Origin of the sequence: Bacillus sp. B25(2016b) (genome assembly GCF_001679765.1) — a bacterium.
Classification (GTDB): Bacteria; Bacillota; Bacilli; order Bacillales; family Bacillaceae_G; genus Bacillus_A; species Bacillus_A thuringiensis_K.
In genome coordinates, this window is sequence record NZ_CP016285.1 from 1,874,303 (window position 1) to 1,890,430 (window position 16,128).

The window sequence follows — 16,128 nt, forward strand, 5'->3', positions numbered from 1 at the left end:
CCGCTGTTTCTCTGATAGATGTCCCGTGTTCATTCATATAATAAAGTACATCTAGTTTATACTGGGCTGGGTAGAATGTATAGCACTTTTCAAAGGCCTTTTCACCTGAAGACTCATATCGTCTAATCCACTCACGAAGTACGCTAGGGTTAACTCCTATAGATTTAGCAATTGTTTTTCCACTTTCTGTACCATCTAAATATCGTTTCACCGCTTGGATTTTTTCTTTTGAAGAAAATTTAGCCATAAAAAATGCACCTCCAATTGTTAGACTGTGTCTAACAATTGGGGTGCACTTCAAATTATGGATGGCTTTTGTTATGTTACGTGTGTAAAGCTATTTGAAAATAACGATAGGATAATAGGTGAGATTGTAACAATATTTGTGTAAGAGAATAAAAATGTAGATAATTTTGATTTTCAAAAAAATCAATTTGAAAATATGTTTTTATTTTGCAACTAAATATGTTACTATATGTGTGATAAAAACAAAGAGGTCTGACGACTATACTCCACGTAATAATACTCTAATGATTTAAAAATTCAAAAAAATCAAAATTCAAAACAACAATTGTAATAATGATTAGAGTAAAAATAAGGGGAATGGAGAAATTATGGAGAAAGACACTGCTTTGTAAGGGGCATATTTTATCATCTTGAGCAGAGAGGAGGATGCATAGCATATTGTAAAATATAGAGATAAACAATGAAAAAGTGCTATGCAAATAAAGAGCATGAAGGGACGTTTAAGGCCAGGTGATACGGTAGCAATTGGTTTAATGCTATTTGCATTATTTTTAGGAGCAGGAAATTTAATTTTTCCGCCAGTTTTAGGTCAACAAGCAGGAGAGAATGTTTGGATTGCTACAATAGGATTCCTTGTAACGGGAGTCGGATTACCCCTACTAGCTGTAACAGCTGTCGCGTTTGTAGAGGGGGACTTGAAAGCGCTATCTTCTAGAGTCCACCCTATATTTGCGTTTATTTTCCCATTGATTAGTTATTTAGCAATTGGACCATTTTTCGCGATTCCTCGTACTGGAGCTGTTTCGTTTGAAATGGGTATGAAGCCGTTTTTATCAGAGGCAATGGTTTCAGAGTGGTACATGCTATTTCTTTTCACGATAGTTTTCTTCGGAATAACGTGGTATTTATCATTAAATCCATCTAAATTAGTGGATTGGTTTGGAAAGTTTCTTACACCATTATTAGTATTAATTGTCGCTGTTATTGTCGGAAAGGCAATCATTGATCCAATTGGAGAGCCAGCTACGCCGTTAGCTGCTTACAAAGAAAATGCTTTCTTTGGTGGATTTATTCAAGGATATTTAACGATGGATGCAATTAGCGCGCTCGTATTCGGAATTGTCGTCGTCCAAGTTATCCGCTCTAAAGGGATAAAAGAGAGTAGTCAAATTGCAAAAATAACAGTAGTATCAGGTATTATCGCTGTACTTGGTTTAACGTTAATTTATTTATCACTTGCTTATCTTGGTTCAACAAGCACATCACTTGGTATCTCAGAAAACGGTGGTCTTATTTTAACGAATGTTGTAAATGAGCTATATGGGACGAGTGGTAAAATTTTATTAGGGCTTGTTATTATACTCGCTTGTTTAACAACTTCTGTTGGGTTAACATCTGCGTGTGCGGGTTTCTTTACAAACTTATTCCCAAAACTTTCGCATAAAACGATTGTAACAATGGTATGTGTATTTAGTTTAATTGTATCTAACCTAGGTTTAACACAATTAATCGCAGTAACATTACCTGTGTTAATGATTATTTATCCAGTTGCAATTGTATTAATCGTACTTTCGTATTTCCATAAGTGGATTGGGAAGCGTAATACAATTTATATTGGAGCTATTTTAGGTGCATTGTTAATTAGTTTCTTTAACGGTTTAGAAAGTGCGAAAATTAAAATTGACGCGATTTCTAATGTACTACAAATGTTACCGTTATATAACGAAGGAATCGGATGGTTAATTCCATCATGTATTGGCGGGATTCTCGGTTTCTTCTTCTATAAATCAAATGAATCAAGTGAATTACAAAAGAAAGGTGCTTAGGCACCTTTCTTTTTTTAAAGGGGATTTTTGTATTTTGTCTAAGTAATAATTGGGGGGAATGATAAATGGCTAATTTTGAAGATTTTTTAAATTTGGATTTGAGAATTGGAACTGTAATACATGCAGAGGAATTTAAAGAAGCGAGAGTACCAGCGATTAAACTAGCAATAGATTTTGGAGAAATCGGGATAAAGCAGTCAAGTGCTCAAATTACGAAAAGGTATAGTCCAGAAGAGTTAATCGGTCAACAAATCGTTGCTGTTGTAAACTTTCCACCAAAGCGTGTAGCTGGATTCAAATCAGAAGTGCTTGTGCTTGGCGGCGTTCCTGAAGCTGATGATGTAGTGTTGCTTCAGCCTAATATGGAATTGCCAAATGGAACAAAAATTAGCTAGGGTGAAGGTAGGGGCTAATATGGATATCGGACGAGAATATTTACAATGTGCGATTTCGAACTTTAAAGCAATAAAGAAACAAGGAGAACGGGCACTTTCTCAATTATCATATGAACAAATACAATGGTCTTCTCATGAAGAAACAAATAGTATAGCGATTATTATTAAGCATCTGCACGGTAATATGCGTTCTAGATGGACGGATTTTTTTACGTCTGATGGTGAAAAAACAGATCGTAATCGAGATGGTGAATTTGAGGGATGCTATCATTCAAAAGAAGAAGCCATTATAGCTTGGCAAGAAGGATGGAAATATGTTTTTAATACGATAAATACTTTAACGCCGGAACACTTATTGAAGACGGTATACATTCGCGGTGAAGAACATACTGTCATGCAAGCAATTGAAAGGCAAATTTCTCATTATGCATTGCATATTGGTCAGATTATTTACATTGGGAAGATGTTAAAAGAAAATGAGTGGGAATGTTTAAGTATTCCGAGAGATCAGTCTGCGCATTATGTAGAGAAAAAACGTTCAACATAATAATAAGAAAGAAACCGATAAAAAATGGGGAAAAAGAAAGTCAGCCAAATAATAGATGGTTCTGTAATCATAAGAATACTGCCAAAAATAAGTCCATATACAATAAGAAAGAAATTGAAAAGTGTATTCAAAGGGAGAAATCGTGAGATGAACACTTGCTGTCCTTTATAACAATCACTGTGAAATAAATAAAAGCGGAAGTACCATGTGGCTGTAATAAGATCTTTCTTTCTCACAATTCTTTTTTTGCATGTATGACAGATAAATGGTGGTTGCATTTCATTACGCTCCATTTTTTATTTTCATAATAATGTGAGACAAAAGTAGGTACAAAGTGTATGTTCCTATATACGCTCCTGCAATAAGGAAAAATGGATTCAGTAAAATTCCATGAATGCTCGTCATGAAAACTAAATCTTGTATTAAAACATCGTATATATTAATGGAAATAATTATACCGAGTACATAAAGTGCCAAGTACGCAGAAATATGTAGCACAATAGAGATTTTTGGATGCTTAGCGGACAAATAAAAAATGAATGATAGAGCGATTGGTAATATTCCTATTAATAGCTTCAATTCATTTCACCTCATTAACAATATAGCCGAAATTTTAACGGTCTATTCTCTAGGGCTTGTACATAACTTGAAATAGAGAGGTGATAGTATGAATCGGGGCTTTTTTTTTATGAAGTTTACAAGTATGCGTAAGTTAGTTTTATTTGTTATTACTACAGTGCTAGCGACTTTTTTTCTTATTAGTCTGATGGTAACCTCTATGAAAGAGACGAAGTCAACGTATTTATATAATTGGTTAAATGAGTTATCGATGAATGGTTACATGTATGTACTTGGAAAAGAGAATCATTATTTTACACAGGAGTATCGAAATTTGAATCAAGATTTTTCAATTTCTTCTTTTCTCTTTTCTATGGCTACAAATATTCGCTTTAATGATGTACGCAGTTTTGTCGGGAAAGAGCTCCCGGGGTTTGGTAAGTACGATACAGAAATTGTTATTGCGGGTGAGGGTACAAATTATTCTAACTTACCGATAGAGTCGAGTGTTCCTCTTGAAGAAGTGGTGAAGGAACGGACTAGTGGAACTGGACAAGTACCTAAACAAGATACGAGTAAAGAGAAAAAACAGCCGTCCCAAACTACTGGGAAGAGACAAGTTGCATTTATTTATCATACACATAGCTGGGAATCTTATTTACCTTTACTTAACTTAACGAATGACCCGAATCCGAATAAAGCAACGAGTTCTGTATCGAATATTTCTATATTAGGAGATCGTTTCCGTGAACAACTAGAAGGTGAAGGGATTGGAGCTACTAACGATAAGAGTGATGTTGGTCAAAAGTTAATAAGTAAAGGTTTAAATAGTAATAGTTCGTATAAAATGTCACGAGAAATTGTGCAACAAGCTATGGCTGGAAATAAAGATCTTCAATACTTTTTTGATTTGCATCGTGATAGTGCCCGAAAGAATGTAACGACAAAAACAATTGGAGATAAATCATATGCAAAGCTTGCATTTGTAGTAGGGAAAGGAAATAAAAACTATGAAAAAAACTTACAATTAGCGACAGCTTTACATGAGGCGATTAATAAGAAATATCCAGGAGTGAGTCGTGGGGTCATTCAAAAAGGGTTCCAGACAGGAAATGGAATCTATAATCAAGACCTATCAGGACAAGCGATATTAATAGAAGTTGGCGGTGTAGATAATACGGAGGAAGAATTGAATCGATCAATTGATGCACTTGCTAAAGCATTTGGTGAATATTTTTGGCAGGCAGAAAAAGTGAATGGATAAAGTGAAACGTGAATTAGCCAGGACATCTATCGATAATTATTAGCTCACTTCAATTTTGGAAAAACGTAAGTGTAATGCTTGCGTTTTTTCTTTGTAATGGTGAGACGTCACAGAATAGACATAATTTGTCGGTGTTATAGTAATATCGAAATTTGTCAATTTATAGTAGGAGATTTACAAAGGGATTTTCGAGAAAGTAGAGAAAATCTTTTTATAAGGAAAACTTTTTATTATGAAACTGGTAGGGTGATTGAAGTGATTAGGGAGATCGAAATAGAAGATGCAGCATCATTTTTACAATTAAGTAAGCAATTAGATGAAGAAACGAAGTTTATGTTATATGAACCAGGAGAAAGAAAAACTACAGCTGAGCAACAAGAAAAAATAATCCATCGCTTTATAGAAAATGAATATGCAACAATATTTGTAGCAGTTGAAGATGAGAGGATAGTAGGTTTTATATTAGTGAATGGAAATAACATTCAAAGAAAGAGACATGTGGCAACCATTGTAATTGGTATTTTGCAAGAGTATAACGGGCGAGGTATTGGGACGAGATTGTTTAAAGAGGTTGAGAAGTGGGCAAAATTACATGATGTATGGCGTTTAGAATTAACAGTAATGGCCCACAATACAAGAGCTCAGACACTATATAAAAAAGCTGGATTTGAGAAAGAAGGTGTCAAAAAAGCTGCTCTTATTATCGATGGAAAGGGCATCGATGAGTATGAAATGGCCAAATTATTAAAATAAGAGGTCGTTATATGAAAAAAAGATGGGCACTACTTGGTATTGTAGCTGCAATAATTATTATTGGAGTAGCAGGAATCAATTATAAAATGTATAAGGATAAGCAGGCGCGGGAAGTAAGTGTAAATAGCATATTTCCGAAAGCGAAAGAAACGATTGCTAATATGGATGGGGATATTGCGGTAATTAATAATCCGAATTCAATGCTTGTACTTGTAAATAAAAGTAGGCGTTTACCAGATGGGTATAGACCGCCAGATTTAGTTATTCCGAAAGTGCGCTACTCTAGTGAAGGTGATCAAGAAAAGAAAAAGATGAGAAAAGAGGCAGCGAGGGCGCTTGAGGATATGTTTCAGCAGGCTGACAACGAGCGTATTTTCCTGTTTGCAGTTTCTGGATTTAGATCTTTTGATCGACAAAAAGCATTAAATACGATGTATAAAAAACAAGACGGGGAAGCAAAAACAGCAATGTCTAGCGCGGTTCCTGGCACAAGTGAGCATCAAACTGGACTAGCTATGGATATTACGTCTCAATCTGCTAAATTTCAGTTAGAGACGGTTTTTGGGGAAACGAAAGAAGGTCAGTGGCTTTCTGAAAATGCCCATAAATTTGGTTTTGTGATTCGATACACAAAAGCGAAAGAAACAATTACGGGTTATCGGTATGAACCATGGCACGTAAGGTATGTGGGAAATCCACAAGCTACATATTTGTATGATAATCAACTGACGCTTGAAGAAGTAACAGAGTAAATGATTGAGGGGAGAGACGTATAATGACGATGTTATATAAGAAAAAAGTACATGCATATATTACAAGAGAAAAAGAGGGGGTTATGCAATTACTTGTTTTTAAACATCGTGATATACATGAAGCTGGTATTCAAGTGCCAGGAGGAACGGTTGATGAAGGTGAAACGTTAGAAGCGGCTATATTGCGTGAAGTACAGGAAGAATCCGGATTGCGTCATTTATGCATAGAACGTTTTTTAGCAGATTACATCATACATATGAAAGAAAAACAGGAATATGAAAAACGCCACTTTTTTCATGTAACTTTACTAACAGATGTAAAGGATACTTGGGAACATATTGTAAGTGCTGGTGAGGAAGATAAAGGATTAGTATTTTGCTACGAATGGGTTGATATTGCAAAATGCCCTGAATTAGCTGGGAAACAAGGTGAGTTTTTACATTTATTAGATGAAGTATACGCACAGTAACGTTAGAGTCTGAAACGAAGGTTAATCCGTTTCAGACTTTTTTTATTTTTCGGGAAATTAAAGGTGTTTAAATAAGGAAATTGAATTTCTTTAAAGGGATATTAATTAAATTAGCTTATGCTTTTGAACAAGCGACAAAGCATAGAAAAATCCCCAACTTATCATGAATAGAATAAACAAAGAGGACAGGAATCCCTGTCCTCTTTGTTTTAGTGATTAAAGTGAAATATCGTTCTGCTCTGTCTTATGATATTTTAATAAACTAAAAGATAAACAAGCGGAACATAAAATAAGAATAGAAGCGATGATATAAATTGTACGAACACCGAACATATCAGTAATAATGCCAATGCTAAGCATAGATAGTCCAGAGGCTGTTGAAAGAAGTGCACCATGTGCTGTATACATTTTGGATAATAAAGCAGGGGCGACACTTGATTGTAAAACAGTCGTTTGGGAAATATCTCTAATTTGATAACATGGTCCCATTAGAACACATAGAAAAAGCGCAATAAATCCGCTGCTCGTCATACCGTATAAAAATGTAAGAATGCTAAATATAAGAGAGCCAATCGACATAGATCGTATTAAATTGTTTTGAATATAGGAACTCATTTTCCATGCTAATAGACCACCGATTAACGTGCCAACATAATAACTTGTATTAATATATCCCCACCATTCTTCGCCTTTATGAAGGATAGTCGTAACGTATGCCATCGTAATAGCACCAATCCATATTGTCCCTGCGAAAGTTTCGATTAAGTCCATATATGTAACGGTACGGAGAGAAGGATTTTGAAATAGGAGTTTCCAACCTTCCAATAAAATAGTACTTTTGGAAGAGGGAGAATCTGCTATTCTTTCAGTATGTATGGAACGTAATGAAAAATGTAATGCAATACCTCCGAAAATCATTAAAATGTTATTAATCATGAGTGTAGAAGTAGCGCCAATGAGAAGAACGACAATACTCGTAAATGAATAAGCAACGGCTTGCACAATTTGTGTTGAAAAGGAAAAGATACTATTTACTTTTACTAATTTTTCTTTCGGTGTAAGGCGCGGAAGAATACCATATAATAATGGAGCACTCCACCCACTACATAATGAAATGACAAAAATAAAAGTTAATAGAGCTATAATGTTTGTGGATAAGACCGGGAACAAAATCATTAATAATAGTAAAAAGACTGTTTTCAGCCATTGGAGCGTATATAACAACGTATAAGATGGAAAACGTTTTATTATAAGTGGTGCAGAGATGTTAGCAATTAGATTTGTGATAACTTGTAATAATGGAAAAAGAGCAGTAATAGTAGCTGATTTAGTTGCTATATAAATATGAGTTGTAATAATCATTACATATACGATGTCAGCGAGAGTAATGCATATTTTTGAACCTAAATAGTAGATTAGTGACAGGTTTCTCAATAAGAATATCACCTCTATAAAAAATAGTATTTAGTAATTAGAATAATTGTAATTTAAAAATTAAAATTTTTAAAGAATTTAATTTTTTGTCACTTTTTGAAAGGGATTTTCATGTATAATGAAGAATATATTGATATAGTATTATATTAATGATCATTGTAACAGTGAATATGTACAATAGCTTGTAGCGAACGCCCGAGTGTAAGAAAGGGCGGATAAACCATTCTTTTCTTCATATACATATAGAAAATGAGAAAGAAAGCGAGGGTTGCATATGGCTGCTTGGGTAATTTGGTTTATAATAGCTGGTATTTTATTTATCGCAGAAATGTTGTCGATTACATTTTACATGCTTTGGCTTGGAATTGGAGCTGTTGTCGGAGGTCTTATTGCTTTGTTTGCTCCTGATGCACTACTGTTACAAGTTACTGTTGGTGCAATTGTAAGTTTAACTTTGACATTCTTTACGAAAAGAATTTCAAAAAACTTTCGAGAAGCAAAAGGATTTACTGATACAGTAGATATGCTTGTTGGTAAAAAAGGGATCGTTATGCAAGCGATTACAAATGAAGCGAATGGTATTGTGAAAGTGGATGGAGATACTTGGACAGCTATTGCAGATTCTTCAATTGATGCTGGAGAAAAAGTCGTTGTTATAAAGAGACATAGTACTATATTACAAGTGAAAAAGGAGAGTGAATAAATATGGTAGCATTAACGTTAACGATTATATTCGCACTAATTGTAGTTACATTTATCGCATTAACAATTAAAATTATTCCTCAGCAAAAAGTTGGGGTTGTTGAAAGATTTGGTAAGTTTCAACGTATCATGCACCCAGGGTTAAATATTTTAATACCAATTGTAGATCGTGTTCGTGTATATCATGACTTACGCATTCAACAAACGAATGTACCACCGCAAAAGGTAATTACGAAAGATAATGTTCAAGTAGAAATTGATACAATTATTTTCTATCAAATTGTTGAACCAGAACTTGCGACATATGGTATTTCAAACTATGAATATGGTGTTCGTAATATTACTTCAGCAACGATGCGTCAAATCATTGGTAAAATGGAACTGGATGAAACGTTATCTGGTCGTGAAAAAATTTCAACAGAAATCCGCTTAGCGCTTGATGAAGCAACAGAAAAATGGGGCGTACGTATTGAACGTGTCGAAGTTGTTGATATTAACCCGCCAAAAGATGTGCAAGCATCAATGGAAAAACAAATGAAGGCTGAGCGTAATAAACGTGCGATTATTTTAGAAGCTGAAGCAGCAAAACAAGATAAAGTCCTTCGCGCTGAAGGGGAAAAGCAAAGTAAAATCTTGATGGCTGAAGGGGATAAAGAAGCGCGTATTCGCGAAGCTGAAGGTATAAAAGAAGCAAAAGAATTAGAAGCACAAGGGGAAGCACGAGCAATTGAAGAAATCGCAAAAGCAGAACAAAATCGTATTGAATTGCTTCGTGAAGCGAATTTGGATGAGCGTATACTTGCTTACAAATCATTTGAATCATTAGCTGAAGTTGCAAAAGGACCAGCAAATAAAGTCTTTATTCCGTCTAATGCAATTGAAACACTTGGTACTCTTGGGGCAATTGGAGAAATATTTAAAGAAAAACAAGCGAAGAAACTACCTTCAAATGATACAGGAAAAGAACAATAAAAGTGAGGAAGAGAAATGGGATACCATTTCTCTTTTTTTTGCGTATATTCCGAAAAGCTTGTACATATCCATGTATAAAGAAGGTGATGCAGTGAAAAAGTATGCAACTCGAATACATGGGAAGAAACTGATTTCGTTACTCCTTTTATATGCGCTAATAGTAATTATGATAGCGTCGATTTTGACGTCATTTTTACATACAATGAAATCGAATTATGCAAATCAATGGTTTGGAAAAGTATCGATGCAAGGTTTTGTTCAAATGATAGAAAGTGAGAATCGCTATTACGGATTTGATTATTTTAAGAAGAATAAAAGAGAGTCAGTTGGGAATTTAATGTTCTCTATCGCGACAGATTTGAAAATTAAAGATTTAAGAACATTCGTCGGTAAAGAAGTACCAGGTATGTCAAAGTATTATTCTAATATTATCGTAGCTGGGGAAGGGACAAACTTGACGAATATCCCAAATGAATCTAGTGTACCGATTGAAGAAGTAACGAAAGAACGTGAAATAGCAAAAGATAAAGTTACAGAAGCGGAAAAGAATAATCCGGTTCAGAAAAAGAACGGAGCGAAAAAAGGTGAAAGTGCAGTATATATTTATCATACACATAGCTGGGAATCCTTCTTTCCATTATTACCAGGGGCAACTGATCCATCTAGCCCAGATGTAAATGTGTCTTTACTAGGGAAACGTATGAAAGAGCAACTTGAAGGACAAGGAATTCCGGTAGTTCATGATAAAACGAATATGGGTGATTTATTAGCGAGTAAAAAGTGGGTATGGTATCAGTCATATAAAGCGTCTCATGAATATGTAAAAGAGGCATTAGCACAAAATAATAAAATTGCGTTTCCGATTGATATACACCGTGACGATCAGCGTAAGAAAGTAACAACAAAAGTAATTAACGGAAAATCGTATGCAAGATTATATTTTATAATTGGGATGGAAAATGAAGGCCGTGCTGAAAATGAAAAAATTGCAAGAGCGATCAATAGTTATTTAGATGAAAACTATTACGGATTAAGTAGAGGGATTTTTCCAAAGTATAAAAAAGATGGAAATGGCGTTTATAATCAAGATTTATCGAAAAATGCGATGTTAATTGAAGTTGGTGGTGTTGATAATACGTTAGATGAATTATATAACACAATTGATGTGTTAACAGAAGCGTTTAGTAAATATTATTGGAATGATGCGGAAAAAGTGAATGGATGAGGGACGGGAGACCGTTCCTTTTTTATTTTGGAATCTTAAAATGTGATATAATGGAATTTTATGAATGTTAAATAAAGGGGGAGAGAAACATGCAAATACTACTAATACGCCACGGAGAATCAGAAGCTGATATTTTACATGTGCATGAAGGACGAGCTGATTTTGAGTTAACTGAAAAAGGGAGACAACAAGTACAAAAACTTGTACAGAAAGTGAAAAAAGATTTTGCACCAGATTTCATTTGGGCAAGCACATTAAAACGCGCTCGTGAAACGGGTGAAACATTAGCAGAAGCAATTGGTTGTCCAATTCAATTAGAAGAGGAATTAATGGAGTTTAATAATGGAGTGCAAGCAGGCTTATCATTTGAAGAAGCAAAGAAATATCCAGAACCAAAGTTTCTTCATGATCGTTTTGAAAACGGGGAATCGTTTATTGAGTTTCGAATGAGAATAGAAGGAATCTTTTCTAAAATCGTGACAGAGAATACATATGACCGAATTGCAATTGTTGCCCATGGAGGCGTAATTAATAGTCTATTACGTGCATTTTTCAAAATGCCAATTTCAATGGACTACTATTTCAAAATGGGAGATACGGGAATAAGTTTAATTGAAATTGAGGGTGAACAAAAAACGGTGCATTTCATTAATGATACGAATCATTTGGACGGGATGTAAAGACTTATGTACAAAGTTGTATTTTTCGATGTTGACGGTACGTTATTAAGTGAGATTGATAGAAGCATGCACGAAAGTACAAAAGAAGCGATACGAAGGTTAATAGATAAAGGAATTCACGTAGTTGTTACAACTGGAAGACCGTATAGTTTATGCTCACAATTTAAGGAACTAGGTATAAATACGTTTATTTCAGCAAATGGTGCACATATAAAATGTGGGAAAGAAGTTATACATAAATCAGTACTTTCAAGCGAAATCGTTCATGATATTTCAAATTTTGCTGAATTACATGGTCACAGTGTTTCTTACTTTACAGAAGAATTTGCAATGAATAATATTGCTTCCAAAGATGAACGTGTCATGCGAGCGTTAAATGAAACTTTAAATTTAGAGCGGTATCCTGACAAAGTTAGAAACTTATCAGATGAGATGTATTGCATATGTCTGTATGCTGATGATACAGAAGCTCAAAAATTCATTGAAAGATATCCAGCACTTACGTTTGAGCGTTTTCATGGTTACGTTATAAATGTATTGGAAGATAGTAAAGTATCGAAGCTAACTGCAATTCAAAAAGTATTGGAACATTTAAACATTAGTAAATTAGAAGCCATTGCTTTTGGCGATGGTGGAAATGATATTGAGATGTTGCAGTATGTAGGATTAGGAGTTGCGATGGGAAATGGTGGAGAGGAGTTGAAGAGAAGGGCTGATTTCGTTACAACGAAGGCGAGTGAAGGCGGAATTTCTTATGCCTTAAAGAAGTTGCGTATTATTTAAAACTAATAATTAGTGTGAAAAATCCTGTTTTAATAATGGCTTTTGTTAATATGTCTACTGTTTTAGGGAATTATTTGAGCTCTCCTACTTACAATTTAACTGCAGAACAAATCCTTTATTTTCGCTTAGCAGGGCTGTTTGGTATGTTGCTGTCACCACTTGCAGGTCGTTTAACAAAGAGGTTTGAAGTAAGAAAGGTTCTTCAAGGAGGATTGTTGATTGCTATTTTTAGTCTAAGTTCAATGGGCTTTGTTTCGGATCTATCTCTACTTGTAATGATGAGTGTCTGTTTTGTAATAGGTATTGCTATATCCGTTCCGTCTTTAGTTTCTCTTGTAGGTCAATTAGGAGGGAAAGCAAGGGGAATATACTTTTATTTTATTTTTAGGTACTAGTATAGGACCTATCATTTCTATTTATCTTATGAAAATAGGAGGTTATGCTCAAACATTTATTTTATTAGGAATGATACTTTTTATTGGTTTTGTAGCTTCTCTATTTATAATTAATGAATGAGTGAGTGGAAAATCACTCAAATAAAGGAATGCGAGGATCTTTCATATGCTCGCATAATAAAATATGAATTTGTCCACGATGATGATAAAAGTGTGCAACGATTTCAAGTAACCATTCAAAGCGCGAATAAGAAATCCCCCAATAGGCAGTCATAACTTCTGCTAATTCTATTTGGGAGTAGGAAAGAAATGTTTTAGAGAGAAGGTTGTATCCTTCAATCATCGTTTGTTGCATGTGAGCAACTGTTACGGGCGTATGTTCTATATAAAAGGTATGTAATTCTTTTTCTGAAATACCATTTAAAATGAGTAAATCAGCGTGACAAATAAGAGAAAGATGTGCACACATTTCAAATAATGATCGTTTTGAGTGAATCGGTTGTATTTTCAAATCGTTTTCACTATATTGGTTAAGCATATAAATAGAAGTATCAATAGCAACTTTTAGTTGATGCAATGCAGATTGAACAAACATTGTAATTCTCCTCGTCTCCGTATATAATAGTTTCTTGAGGATATTATATCATACTCAAAATTCTGAAAATTCTAGTAGTTTGACTAGCATAATGAAAAGTATTATATTGTAAAAGGTCATATGAAACGTGAAATAGAATGGAATGCAATTATTGAGTTAGGAGTTAGACCAATGAGTTTGAAATATGGAAGAGATACAATTGTAGAAATTGACTTAAATGCTGTAAAACATAATGTAAAAGAATTTAAAAAACATGTAAATGATGAAGAAATTAAGATGATGGCTGCTGTAAAAGCGAATGGGTATGGCCATGGGGCAGTTGAAGTTGCCAAAGCTGCAATTGAAGCGGGAATACATCAACTTGCAGTTGCATTTGTAGATGAAGCAATAGAATTAAGAGAAGCAGGAATTACTGTACCAATTTTAATTTTAGGATACACACCAGTAGCGGCTGTAGAAGATGTAATTCAATATGACGTTATGATGACTGTTTATAGAGTGGAAGATTTACATGGTATAAATGAAATTGCAAACCGTCTTCAAAAGAAAGTACAAATTCAAGTGAAAATTGATACAGGAATGAGTCGTATCGGTTTACAAGAAGAAGAAGTTAAACCATTTTTAGAAGAATTAAACCGTATGGAGTATGTAGAGGTAGTAGGGATATTTACGCATTACTCTACAGCAGATGAAATCGATAAATCATATACGAATATGCAAACAAGTTTATTTGAAAAGGCTGTTAATACAGCGAAAGAATTAGGAATTCAAATACCATATATTCATAGTTCAAATAGTGCGGGATCAATGGAATTAAGTAACACATTTCAAAATATGGTACGCGTTGGAATAGGAGTGTACGGTATGTATCCATCAAAAGAAGTGGATCATTCAGTCGTTTCTTTACAGCCTGCGTTGTCGTTAAAATCAAAAGTAGCTCATATTAAACATGCGAAGAAGAATCGTGGTGTAAGTTATGGGAATACGTATGTAACAACTGGTGAAGAATGGATTGCGACTGTACCAATTGGTTATGCTGATGGTTATAATCGTCAATTATCTAATAAAGGCTATGCGTTAATTAATGGGGTTCGAGTACCTGTTATTGGCCGTGTTTGTATGGATCAGTTAATGTTGGATGTTTCAAAAGCGATGCCAGTACAAGTAGGAGACGAAGTAGTATTCTACGGTAAACAAGGTGAAGAAAATATCGCAGTAGAAGAAATAGCGGATATGTTAGGTACAATAAACTATGAAGTTACATGTATGCTAGATAGAAGAATTCCGCGTGTCTATAAAGAAAATGACGAAACAACTGCAGTTGTAAATATATTAAGAAAAAACTGAATCATTTCGATTCAGTTTTTTTATTTTTTTATTCATATCAAATGCGAATATACCCTCGTTATGTAATACGGAGTAAACTTTGTGAAACACACTTTTTAGTTCAACTAAATTAAACTATCACCGGCAAAGATGACCAGTCCCGCAACAAAGATCTAATATACGAGAGTAGGGAAGAGCATCTTGTAAAACGAGGCTGGATAGGAGTATTCAACAAAATGTCCCCAATGTTTATTATAGATGTCTGCTAAAATATCATAATTAGAATAAATTGTTTTTTTAACATATGTATTCACCTAAAAATTAATTAAATTATAATAGTCATGCCTCGTGTTAATTTCAAAACCACATTGTGTATATAGTTTTAAAGCGTGGATATTTTTCGTTTCGACGTCTAACTCAATTGTTGAAACTCCTTCTGTAATAAGAGTATGTACTATATTACAAAGAATATCTTTTCCGTATCCTTTACCTTGATAAGAAGGATGAACGGCGAATCCTGATAGTGTAGTAGATTGCTCTTGTTTAGAAACTGTAATTGTTCCTATCACTTTTCCAGCAATAAGGGCACTGTAAACTTGATGGGAAGATGAATTCATCATTTTTTGTAACCATGTAGCCGTATTTTCTACTGAATCACCAAAAGCTTTACTAGAAATTTCAATAAGATCAAGAAGTGATTCTGAAGGTGTAAGAGTAAGCTGTATATTATTATCTGTTGTTTTTTGAATTTCGTTTGTTTTGAACTCCATACTATATTCACTATATAAATATGGTAACTTCATATGTTTTACAAATTCATTCCCAGAAATAGAATCCCCATTAATAATAAGAAGAGCTTCATCTGTCTCTCTATTTTGTATTTCTTTCATTGCAGTTTGTAAAAGGATAGTTCCGAAACGTTGTTTTCTAAAATGAGGATGTACAAAGCCTATTAGTTCAAGCTTTGTTGGTCTTTCGAAATCATACATATTTAAAGCACCAATTAATTGAGTACCGTTATAAAGAAGAAAATCGTTTATATAATCTTCATTTCGATTTTTTAAAAAGTTGATATGTAAATCTGAAGAGTAATCAAGATTGTCTTGTTGCCCACAAATATAAGCCAAATCCTTCATTTGCTGTATTTCACTTTCTGTTACAGAACGCTTTTTCTGAATATCCATTGTATACTCCCTCTCATTTGT

Annotated in this window: 19 protein-coding genes and 2 pseudogenes; 14 read left to right on the forward strand and 7 right to left on the reverse strand. The window is 34.1% G+C overall.

All coding sequences use genetic code 11. From position 1 onward, the window contains the following. The coding region (locus BAQ53_RS09645; protein WP_208905495.1) for a transposase at positions 1–247 on the reverse strand (247 nt) is incomplete at its 3' end. 487 nt (positions 248–734) lie between these two features. Between BAQ53_RS09645 and brnQ4 the strand changes: the two genes are divergently transcribed. The 3 genes from brnQ4 to BAQ53_RS09660 all read left to right on the forward strand — a co-directional run bounded on the left by brnQ4 (position 735) and on the right by BAQ53_RS09660 (position 3,014). Further along, a complete protein-coding gene (gene brnQ4 / locus BAQ53_RS09650; RefSeq protein ID WP_000678504.1) occupies positions 735–2,072 on the forward strand; it encodes a branched-chain amino acid transport system II carrier protein BrnQ4 in 1,338 nt (445 codons plus the stop codon). Between the two features lie 65 nt (positions 2,073–2,137). Continuing rightward, positions 2,138–2,467, forward strand: a complete 330-nt coding sequence (gene csaA / locus BAQ53_RS09655; RefSeq protein ID WP_001263019.1) for a chaperone CsaA — start codon at positions 2,138–2,140, stop codon at positions 2,465–2,467. Then, positions 2,448–3,014 carry a DUF1572 domain-containing protein gene (locus tag BAQ53_RS09660; RefSeq protein ID WP_000435826.1) on the forward strand — a complete coding sequence of 189 codons (567 nt, stop codon included), beginning with the start codon at positions 2,448–2,450 and terminating at the stop codon, positions 3,012–3,014. Before csaA ends, BAQ53_RS09660 begins: the two co-directional genes overlap by 20 nt. Here BAQ53_RS09660 and BAQ53_RS09665 read toward each other — a convergent pair. Both BAQ53_RS09665 and BAQ53_RS09670 read right to left on the reverse strand, forming a co-directional pair. After that, complete coding sequence (locus BAQ53_RS09665) at positions 2,987–3,292, reverse strand: hypothetical protein (protein ID WP_002163956.1); 306 nt, start codon at positions 3,290–3,292, stop codon at positions 2,987–2,989. The two genes, BAQ53_RS09660 and BAQ53_RS09665, sit on opposite strands and share 28 nt — an antisense overlap. Before the next feature lie 4 nt (positions 3,293–3,296). Continuing rightward, a complete protein-coding gene (locus tag BAQ53_RS09670) occupies positions 3,297–3,593 on the reverse strand; it encodes a hypothetical protein (protein WP_000770727.1) in 297 nt (98 codons plus the stop codon). 88 nt (positions 3,594–3,681) lie between these two features. Between BAQ53_RS09670 and spoIIP (BAQ53_RS09675) the strand changes: the two genes are divergently transcribed. From spoIIP (BAQ53_RS09675) to BAQ53_RS09690, 4 genes are all read left to right on the forward strand, one after another. After that, positions 3,682–4,836 carry a stage II sporulation protein P gene (spoIIP, locus tag BAQ53_RS09675; RefSeq protein WP_208906807.1) on the forward strand — a complete coding sequence of 385 codons (1,155 nt, stop codon included), beginning with the start codon at positions 3,682–3,684 and terminating at the stop codon, positions 4,834–4,836. A gap of 255 nt (positions 4,837–5,091) precedes the next feature. Continuing rightward, positions 5,092–5,589 carry a GNAT family N-acetyltransferase gene (locus BAQ53_RS09680; protein WP_208906808.1) on the forward strand — a complete coding sequence of 166 codons (498 nt, stop codon included), beginning with the start codon at positions 5,092–5,094 and terminating at the stop codon, positions 5,587–5,589. Between the two features lie 11 nt (positions 5,590–5,600). Further along, complete coding sequence (locus tag BAQ53_RS09685; RefSeq protein WP_208906809.1) at positions 5,601–6,341, forward strand: M15 family metallopeptidase; 741 nt, start codon at positions 5,601–5,603, stop codon at positions 6,339–6,341. Positions 6,342–6,364: 23 nt separating this feature from the next. Further along, complete coding sequence (locus BAQ53_RS09690; RefSeq protein ID WP_000178285.1) at positions 6,365–6,811, forward strand: NUDIX hydrolase; 447 nt, start codon at positions 6,365–6,367, stop codon at positions 6,809–6,811. A gap of 216 nt (positions 6,812–7,027) precedes the next feature. On the opposite strand, the gene BAQ53_RS09695 is transcribed toward BAQ53_RS09690, so the two are convergent. Beyond that, the gene (locus BAQ53_RS09695) at positions 7,028–8,245 is read right to left on the reverse strand and encodes an MFS transporter (RefSeq protein WP_208906810.1); all 1,218 of its coding nucleotides are present in this window, start codon (positions 8,243–8,245) and stop codon (positions 7,028–7,030) included. A 274-nt stretch (positions 8,246–8,519) separates the two neighbouring features. Between BAQ53_RS09695 and BAQ53_RS09700 the strand changes: the two genes are divergently transcribed. From BAQ53_RS09700 to BAQ53_RS09725, 6 genes and pseudogenes are all read left to right on the forward strand, one after another. Continuing rightward, positions 8,520–8,948: an NfeD family protein gene (locus BAQ53_RS09700; RefSeq protein WP_000741974.1), complete on the forward strand. Its 429-nt coding sequence runs from the start codon at positions 8,520–8,522 to the stop codon at positions 8,946–8,948. Between the two features lie 2 nt (positions 8,949–8,950). Then, positions 8,951–9,919 carry an SPFH domain-containing protein gene (locus BAQ53_RS09705; protein ID WP_000226252.1) on the forward strand — a complete coding sequence of 323 codons (969 nt, stop codon included), beginning with the start codon at positions 8,951–8,953 and terminating at the stop codon, positions 9,917–9,919. Continuing rightward, on the forward strand, positions 9,897–11,144 hold the full coding sequence (gene spoIIP, locus BAQ53_RS09710; protein WP_000613903.1) for a stage II sporulation protein P: 1,248 nt from the start codon (positions 9,897–9,899) through the stop codon (positions 11,142–11,144). Before BAQ53_RS09705 ends, spoIIP (BAQ53_RS09710) begins: the two co-directional genes overlap by 23 nt. Positions 11,145–11,233: 89 nt before the next feature. Further along, complete coding sequence (locus BAQ53_RS09715) at positions 11,234–11,824, forward strand: histidine phosphatase family protein (RefSeq protein WP_001166446.1); 591 nt, start codon at positions 11,234–11,236, stop codon at positions 11,822–11,824. 6 nt (positions 11,825–11,830) lie between these two features. Continuing rightward, the gene (locus BAQ53_RS09720; protein ID WP_000278964.1) at positions 11,831–12,607 is read left to right on the forward strand and encodes a Cof-type HAD-IIB family hydrolase; all 777 of its coding nucleotides are present in this window, start codon (positions 11,831–11,833) and stop codon (positions 12,605–12,607) included. A 26-nt stretch (positions 12,608–12,633) separates the two neighbouring features. After that, a pseudogene (locus BAQ53_RS09725) lies at positions 12,634–13,123 on the forward strand (MFS transporter); the annotation flags it as partial. A 12-nt stretch (positions 13,124–13,135) separates the two neighbouring features. Here BAQ53_RS09725 and BAQ53_RS09730 read toward each other — a convergent pair. Next, on the reverse strand, positions 13,136–13,597 hold the full coding sequence (locus BAQ53_RS09730; protein WP_000498002.1) for a DinB family protein: 462 nt from the start codon (positions 13,595–13,597) through the stop codon (positions 13,136–13,138). Positions 13,598–13,768: 171 nt separating this feature from the next. Here BAQ53_RS09730 and alr point away from each other — a divergent pair, with 171 nt between their 5' ends. After that, a complete protein-coding gene (gene alr, locus BAQ53_RS09735; RefSeq protein ID WP_002182683.1) occupies positions 13,769–14,944 on the forward strand; it encodes an alanine racemase in 1,176 nt (391 codons plus the stop codon). Positions 14,945–14,974: 30 nt separating this feature from the next. On the opposite strand, the pseudogene BAQ53_RS26210 reads toward alr, so the two are convergent. Then, positions 14,975–15,237, reverse strand: a pseudogene (locus BAQ53_RS26210) (class I SAM-dependent methyltransferase); the annotation flags it as partial. Further along, the gene (locus BAQ53_RS09740; RefSeq protein ID WP_061884090.1) at positions 15,238–16,107 is read right to left on the reverse strand and encodes a GNAT family N-acetyltransferase; all 870 of its coding nucleotides are present in this window, start codon (positions 16,105–16,107) and stop codon (positions 15,238–15,240) included. Positions 16,108–16,128 lie beyond the last annotated feature (21 nt).

Coding starts and splice junctions, on each gene's coding strand:
- brnQ4 (WP_000678504.1), top strand. CDS start 735: ATGAAGGGACGTTTAAGGCCAGGTGATACGGTAGCAATTGGTTTAATG.
- csaA (WP_001263019.1), top strand. CDS start 2,138: ATGGCTAATTTTGAAGATTTTTTAAATTTGGATTTGAGAATTGGAACT.
- BAQ53_RS09660 (WP_000435826.1), top strand. CDS start 2,448: ATGGAACAAAAATTAGCTAGGGTGAAGGTAGGGGCTAATATGGATATC.
- BAQ53_RS09665 (WP_002163956.1), bottom strand. CDS start 3,292: ATGCAACCACCATTTATCTGTCATACATGCAAAAAAAGAATTGTGAGA.
- spoIIP (WP_208906807.1), top strand. CDS start 3,682: ATGAATCGGGGCTTTTTTTTTATGAAGTTTACAAGTATGCGTAAGTTA.
- BAQ53_RS09685 (WP_208906809.1), top strand. CDS start 5,601: ATGAAAAAAAGATGGGCACTACTTGGTATTGTAGCTGCAATAATTATT.
- BAQ53_RS09690 (WP_000178285.1), top strand. CDS start 6,365: ATGACGATGTTATATAAGAAAAAAGTACATGCATATATTACAAGAGAA.
- BAQ53_RS09700 (WP_000741974.1), top strand. CDS start 8,520: ATGGCTGCTTGGGTAATTTGGTTTATAATAGCTGGTATTTTATTTATC.
- BAQ53_RS09705 (WP_000226252.1), top strand. CDS start 8,951: ATGGTAGCATTAACGTTAACGATTATATTCGCACTAATTGTAGTTACA.
- spoIIP (WP_000613903.1), top strand. CDS start 9,897: ATGATACAGGAAAAGAACAATAAAAGTGAGGAAGAGAAATGGGATACC.
- BAQ53_RS09715 (WP_001166446.1), top strand. CDS start 11,234: ATGCAAATACTACTAATACGCCACGGAGAATCAGAAGCTGATATTTTA.
- BAQ53_RS09720 (WP_000278964.1), top strand. CDS start 11,831: ATGTACAAAGTTGTATTTTTCGATGTTGACGGTACGTTATTAAGTGAG.
- BAQ53_RS09730 (WP_000498002.1), bottom strand. CDS start 13,597: ATGTTTGTTCAATCTGCATTGCATCAACTAAAAGTTGCTATTGATACT.
- alr (WP_002182683.1), top strand. CDS start 13,769: ATGAGTTTGAAATATGGAAGAGATACAATTGTAGAAATTGACTTAAAT.
- BAQ53_RS09740 (WP_061884090.1), bottom strand. CDS start 16,107: ATGGATATTCAGAAAAAGCGTTCTGTAACAGAAAGTGAAATACAGCAA.